This is a genomic window from Mesorhizobium sp. M7A.F.Ca.CA.004.04.2.1 (genome assembly GCF_004022825.1).
GTDB lineage: Bacteria > Pseudomonadota > Alphaproteobacteria > Rhizobiales > Rhizobiaceae > Mesorhizobium.
In genome coordinates, this window is sequence record NZ_RZPH01000326.1 from 1 (window position 1) to 5,649 (window position 5,649).

General features: G+C 62.0%; 9 protein-coding genes. 6 read left to right on the plus strand and 3 right to left on the minus strand.

What is annotated here, in order from left to right:
* From EN893_RS16060 to EN893_RS16080, 5 genes are all read left to right on the plus strand, one after another.
* Positions 1–671: homogentisate 1,2-dioxygenase domain-containing protein (locus EN893_RS16060; RefSeq protein ID WP_128361640.1), on the plus strand; the 671-nt coding region annotated here is incomplete at its 5' end.
* Between the two features lie 11 nt (positions 672–682).
* Positions 683–1,570 (plus strand): MBL fold metallo-hydrolase, encoded by an 888-nt coding sequence (locus tag EN893_RS16065; protein ID WP_164749630.1) that lies wholly within the window; start codon positions 683–685, stop codon positions 1,568–1,570.
* On the plus strand, positions 1,567–2,580 hold the full coding sequence (locus EN893_RS16070) for a fumarylacetoacetate hydrolase family protein (RefSeq protein ID WP_127272475.1): 1,014 nt from the start codon (positions 1,567–1,569) through the stop codon (positions 2,578–2,580). The genes EN893_RS16065 and EN893_RS16070 overlap by 4 nt, the downstream gene beginning before the upstream one ends.
* A 4-nt stretch (positions 2,581–2,584) precedes the next feature.
* Positions 2,585–2,872 (plus strand): hypothetical protein, encoded by a 288-nt coding sequence (locus tag EN893_RS16075; protein WP_127270135.1) that lies wholly within the window; start codon positions 2,585–2,587, stop codon positions 2,870–2,872.
* 4 nt (positions 2,873–2,876) lie between these two features.
* On the plus strand, positions 2,877–3,413 hold the full coding sequence (locus EN893_RS16080) for a DinB family protein (protein WP_127270134.1): 537 nt from the start codon (positions 2,877–2,879) through the stop codon (positions 3,411–3,413).
* On the opposite strand, the gene EN893_RS16085 is transcribed toward EN893_RS16080, so the two are convergent.
* On the minus strand, positions 3,410–3,598 hold the full coding sequence (locus EN893_RS16085) for a type II toxin-antitoxin system prevent-host-death family antitoxin (protein WP_127270132.1): 189 nt from the start codon (positions 3,596–3,598) through the stop codon (positions 3,410–3,412). The genes EN893_RS16080 and EN893_RS16085 overlap by 4 nt on opposite strands.
* 57 nt (positions 3,599–3,655) lie before the next feature.
* Positions 3,656–4,771 (minus strand): 4-hydroxyphenylpyruvate dioxygenase, encoded by a 1,116-nt coding sequence (gene hppD / locus EN893_RS16090; RefSeq protein WP_127270130.1) that lies wholly within the window; start codon positions 4,769–4,771, stop codon positions 3,656–3,658.
* Positions 4,772–4,909: 138 nt separating this feature from the next.
* On the opposite strand from hppD, the gene EN893_RS16095 reads away from it, so the two are divergent.
* Entirely contained in the window at positions 4,910–5,377 is a 468-nt protein-coding gene (locus tag EN893_RS16095) for an Lrp/AsnC family transcriptional regulator (RefSeq protein WP_127270128.1), read from the plus strand.
* A gap of 11 nt (positions 5,378–5,388) precedes the next feature.
* Here EN893_RS16095 and EN893_RS16100 read toward each other — a convergent pair.
* Positions 5,389–5,649, minus strand: a 261-nt coding sequence (locus EN893_RS16100) for a TIGR01244 family sulfur transferase (protein WP_128361641.1), incomplete at its 5' end; no start/stop codon positions are given.

The window sequence follows — 5,649 nt, forward strand, 5'->3', positions numbered from 1 at the left end:
GCGCCAACTGCCTGGCCAATCCGCGCGATTTCAAGACGCCTTGCGCCTGGTTCGAGGAGAAGGAAACGCCGTGCCGGCTGACGGTGAAATGGTGCGGCAATTTCCATGTCACCGAGATCGGCCATTCGCCGCTGGACGTCGTTGCCTGGCACGGCAATTACGCCCCCTACAAATATGATCTGGCTACCTTTTCGCCTGTCGGCGCGCTGCTGTTCGACCATCCCGACCCGTCCATCTTCACTGTGCTGACGGCACCCAGCGGCGAGGAGGGCACGGCCAATATCGACTTCGTCATCTTCCCGCCACGCTGGCTGGTGGCCGAAGACACGTTCCGGCCACCCTGGTACCACCGCAACATCATGAGCGAGTTCATGGGCCTGATCCATGGCCAGTACGATGCCAAGGAAGAGGGCTTTGTGCCCGGCGGCATCAGTCTGCACAATCTGATGCTGGCCCATGGACCGGATGCGCCTGGCTTCGAAAAGGCCTCGCGCGCGGACCTGAAACCGGTCAAGCTCGACAACACCATGGCGTTCATGTTCGAGACCCGATTTCCGCAAATGCTGACCCGCTACGGCGCCGAACTCGAAACCCGGCAGGACAATTATATCGACTGCTGGGCGGATCTGAAGAAGCGTTTCAATGGCACGCCCGAGGGCGACTGGTCTTGAGCACCGAGCCAATGCCGGATCGGTTGGTGATTTTGGGCTCGAAGGGCGGCCCTGCGCTGCGGCCAGGCGGTCCGTGGCCAAGCTCTTCGCTGCTGCAGATCGGCGGCCGCAGCATCGTCGTCGACTGCGGGCTTGGCGTCACGCGTGGCCTGGTCGATGCCGGCATCGGCCTGAAATCGCTCGATCTGATCTTCATCACGCATCTGCACTCCGACCATGTCCTGGAACTGGGCCCGCTGATCCACACCGCCTGGACGGCGGGTCTGGCGACCCCGGTCCACGTGTTCGGCCCGCCCGGCACGGATCATTACTGGCAGCGCTTTTGCCAGGCGATGGAGTTCGATATCGAGATCCGCATCGTCGATGAAGGCCGACCGGATATTCGCGACCTGGTTTCGATCGTCGAATTCGGCGAAGGCCAAGTGGTCGAACAGGGCGGCTTGACGGTTTCGGCGCTGCGCGTCGAGCATCCGCCGGTGACCGACTGTTTTGCCCTGCGCTTCGAACACAGCGGGAAAAGCGTGGTGTTTTCCGCTGACACGGCCTTCTTTCCGCCGCTCGCGGATTTTGCCCAAGGCGCCGATATCCTCGTCCACGAGGCGATGCTGGAAGAAGGCATCGAGCGGCTGGTGGCCAGGACCGGCAATGGCGCGCGGCTGAAAGACCACCTGCTCGCCAGCCACAGCTTTGCCGAAGAGGCCGGCAGCATCGCCAGCGATGCCGGCGTCAAGAGACTGGTGCTCAATCATCTCATTCCGGCCGACGATCCCGGGATCGGCGAGGCCGATTGGACTGCCGCTGTCAGGAAAACATGGGCTGGCGACTTGACGATCGCCCGCGACGGTCTTGTTGTGGGCTTAAGCAGCGCCAAAGCTGCAGCAGGAGAGGAAACCGCATGAAGCTTGCCACATTGAAGGACGGGACGCGCGACGGAAAACTCGTCGTTGTCTCGCGCGACCTGACACGCTTCACAGACGCCTCGTTCCTGGTGCGCACGCTGCAGGCGGCGCTCGACGACTGGCGCCGCATCGCCCCGCATCTCGCGACAATAGCGGAATCGCTTGAGAACAACGCGATGCCGGCGGAGCGCTTCCACGAGCATGACGCCCACTCGCCGCTGCCGCGCGCCTATCAATGGGCCGACGGCTCGGCTTATGTGAATCATGTCGAACTGGTGCGCAAAGCGCGTGGCGCCGAGATGCCTGCGAGCTTCTGGACCGACCCGCTGATCTACCAGGGCGGCTCGGACACTTTCATTCCGCCACGCGATCCGATCCGCATGGCTGACGAAGCCTTCGGCATCGACATGGAAGGCGAAGTCGCCGTCATTGTCGACGACGTGCCGATGGGCGCCAGTGTCGATGAGGCGCGCGCGGCGATCCGGCTGGTCATGCTGGTCAATGACGTCACGCTGCGCGCGCTCACCGGACCGGAACTGGCCAAAGGTTTCGGTTTTTTCCAGTCAAAACCGTCCTCGGCGTTTTCGCCTGTCGCGGTGACGCCGGACGAACTGGGTGATGCCTGGGACGGCGGCAAGGTCAGCCTGCCGCTGCTCGCCGATCTCAACGGCAAGCCGTTCGGCCGGGCCAATGCCGGTATCGACATGACCTTCGATTTTCCGGCGCTGATCGTTCACGCAGCAAGGACACGGCCATTGGCGGCCGGCACGATCATCGGCTCGGGGACTGTCTCCAACAAGCTCGACGGCGGGCCGGGCAAGCCTGTTTCGGCCGGTGGCGCCGGCTATTCCTGCATCGCCGAACTGCGCATGATCGAGACCATTGTGTCAGGCGAACCCAAAACGCCGTTCCTGCGCTTCGGCGACACGGTGCGCATCGAGATGAAGGACAAAACCGGGCATTCGATCTTCGGCGCCATTGAGCAGAAGGTCGAGAAATACGAAAGGTAAGGGCATGACGGGGGACTATCTTCTGGCCGGTGTCTGGGCACTCGCCATACTGGCGGTCTTCATCCAGGCGATCCGGCTGAGCTACCGCATTGAGGCGCGATCGCCCGGCCTGACCAACCGCAGCGGCTTTCCGCGCAAGGCGATGATGTTCCACACCATCACCAACATGAACGTCGCGCGCGACGAGGAAACGCAAGCCATGCGGCGGCGCATGAACCGGCTTCTGCTGATCGTTCTTGCCGGATTCGCGATCATGGGGGCAGGCTTGCATCTGATGCGGGCAGGGGGATGATCTCGTGAACCTGCTCGACCATCTGCGCCGTATGGCCGGCAACAATCTGTGGTCGAACGACCGGCTCTACCGCGCGGTGCTGTCGCTCCAGCCAGGTGAGTTCGAGGCCGAACGCACCAGCTTCTTTCCATCGATCAAGGCGACGCTCAACCACATCCTTGCGGTCGATCTTCTCTATCTCGATTTTCTCGAAGAGGGTGGTCTCGGTGCTGCCGCCCATGACGACTTCGTGCCCCTCGACGAGCCGGGGGCGTTGTTTGCGGCGCAGGTCGCAGCCGACCGGCGGCTGATCGCCTTTTGCGATAGACTGTCGGCCGACGACCTCGATCGGCAGGTTATCACCGACCGGCGCGAGGACGGCATGATCCCCGAGCGCATCGGCGATATCCTCGCCCATGTCTTCCTGCACGACATCCATCACCGCGGCCAGGTGCACGCCATGCTTTCGGGGACGTCGGTCAAGCCGCCGCAACTGGATGAGTTTCTGCTCTATTATGATGCGAAGCTGAGGGAGAGAGAGGTCGAGCGGTTGGGGCTCTAATTAATCGTCAAGCCGCTCGGCCCTTTCAGAGCAGCGGTGGCGCCGATAGGTCTTTCCTTGCCGGGGGGCGGCAAGAGACGCGCTACGACCCTGCCGCGCCGGGTGATTACGATCTCCTCGCCGGCATTTGCACGCCTGACGAGTTCCGACAGTTTGGCTCTGGCTTCCGTAATAGAGACGTGCACGGCTCGACCTCGCTAGGCCCAACCTTAAGCCAAAGCCGGGCCGCAGCGAGAGTAACCTTACGCCGCTTTGCCGTCCACCTTGATCACGCCGCGCTTGATCTGATCCTGCTCGATCGATTCGAACAGCGCGCGGAAGTTGCCCTCGCCAAAACCTTCGTCGCCCTTGCGCTGGATGAACTCGAAAAAGATCGGGCCGATCACGGTCTTCGAAAAGATCTGCAGCAGGATCTTGGTCATGCCGCCGTCGACGACGCCTTCGCCGTCGATCAGGATGCCGTGCTTCTTCATCCGCTCGATCGGTTCGTCATGGCCGTTCACGCGGTCATACGACATGTCGTAGTAGGTCTCCGGCGGGCCGGGCATGAACTTCAGCCCGTTCTCGGCCAGCCTGTCGGTGGCGGTATAGATCTCGTCGGTGCCGACAGCGATGTGCTGGATGCCCTCGCCATTGTACTTCTTCAGATATTCGGCGATCTGGCTGGTCTCGTCCTTGGACTCGTTGAGCGGAATGCGAATCTTGCCGCAGGGCGAGGTGATGGCGCGGCTCACCAGGCCGGTGATCTTGCCGTCGATGTCGAAGAAATGGATCTGCTTGAAGCCGAACAGATTGCGATAGAAATCCCACCACTTGTCCATCTGGCCGCGATAGACATTGTGGGTCAGGTGATCGAGATAGTAGAAGCCGACGCCTTCCGGCCGTGGGTCGCGAGCGCCCAGCCATTCGAACTCGGCATCATAGGCCGAACCCTTCTTGCCATAGGTCTCGATGAAGTAGAGCAGCGAGCCGCCAATGCCGATGATTGCTGGCACGTCGAGCGCTTTGTCGGCGCCTTCGTAAGGCATGGCGCCCTTGGCAACCGCATGATCGAAAGCGTGTTTGGCATCCACCACCCGCCAGGCCATCGAGGCAGCACAGGGGCCGTGCTTGTCGACGAACTTCATCGCATGCGAGCCGGGCTCGGCATTGACGACATAGTTGATGTCGCCCTGCCGCCAGATGGTGACGTCTTTCGTGCGGTGCTTGGCCACCGCGACATAGCCCATACGGGTGAACAGTTGAGCCAGTTTTTCCGGTTCCGGATGCGCGAATTCGACAAACTCGAAGCCGTCGGTGCCGGCCGGGTTGTCCTTGCCGATCCTGGCGGGCGGGGCGTCGTGCGGGAAGGGACCCATGATATTCCTCCGAAAGCTGGCCTGGCCTGAAAAGGCCATTTGACACGATCATAACGCGGAGGAGGCGCACGGTGCTTGCATTCAAACGCTTGAAATGATGATGTCATGCGTGAAGCGTGCATGATGTGAGGAAAAACCATGGATGAGGCGCGCATTGACCAGTTTGACCGCAAGATAATGGCGCTGTTGCAGGGTGATGCGCGGCTGACCAACAACGATCTTTCGGAGCGGGTGAACCTGTCGGCGTCGCAATGCTCGCGCCGCCGCCAGCGGCTGGAGGAGGACGGCTTTATCAAGGGCTATCGCGCCGTTCTCGACCGCGACAAGCTCGGTTTTTCCCTGGTCAATGTCATTTCGGTGACGCTCGCCACGCACAACCGCGACAATGCAAGGCGCTTCGGCGAGCTGGTGGCGCGGCTGCCCGAAGTGCAGGAAGCGCACGCGCTGACCGGTGAGATGGACTACATTTTGAAAGTGGTGACGCCCGACCTGAAGTCGCTGTCGGAATTCGTCAACGGCGTGCTCCTGCCACACGAATCCGTGCAGCACGTGAAGACGGCGATCGTGCTGGAGACGTTGAAGGAGACCGGCGCGCTGCCGATTTAAGCCCTGGCCGTTCAGCCCTTCGACTGCTGGATCAGCCCATAGAGATTGGTGCAGCGCGCGCCGGAGCGGCAATAGGCGAAGACCGGGCCGTCGAGTTCGTCGAGCGCTTCGGCCTGATCCTCGACATTCTCGGCGGTGATCTGGCCGCTGATCACCGGAATGTAGCGGAAGGCGAGCCCTGCGGCTTCCACCGCCGCCTTGACGGTGTCGGCAGAAGGCTGGCCCGGCTGTTCGTCATCGGGCCGGTTGCAGATGACGCTCTTGAAGCCGGC

What these genes read in the sequence shown, in the direction of transcription:
- EN893_RS16065 (WP_164749630.1), top strand. Translation starts at nt 683, where the DNA reads ATGCCGGATCGGTTGGTGATTTTGGGCTCGAAGGGCGGCCCTGCGCTG.
- EN893_RS16070 (WP_127272475.1), top strand. Translation starts at nt 1,567, where the DNA reads ATGAAGCTTGCCACATTGAAGGACGGGACGCGCGACGGAAAACTCGTC.
- EN893_RS16075 (WP_127270135.1), top strand. Translation starts at nt 2,585, where the DNA reads ATGACGGGGGACTATCTTCTGGCCGGTGTCTGGGCACTCGCCATACTG.
- hppD (WP_127270130.1), bottom strand. Translation starts at nt 4,771, where the DNA reads ATGGGTCCCTTCCCGCACGACGCCCCGCCCGCCAGGATCGGCAAGGAC.
- EN893_RS16095 (WP_127270128.1), top strand. Translation starts at nt 4,910, where the DNA reads ATGGATGAGGCGCGCATTGACCAGTTTGACCGCAAGATAATGGCGCTG.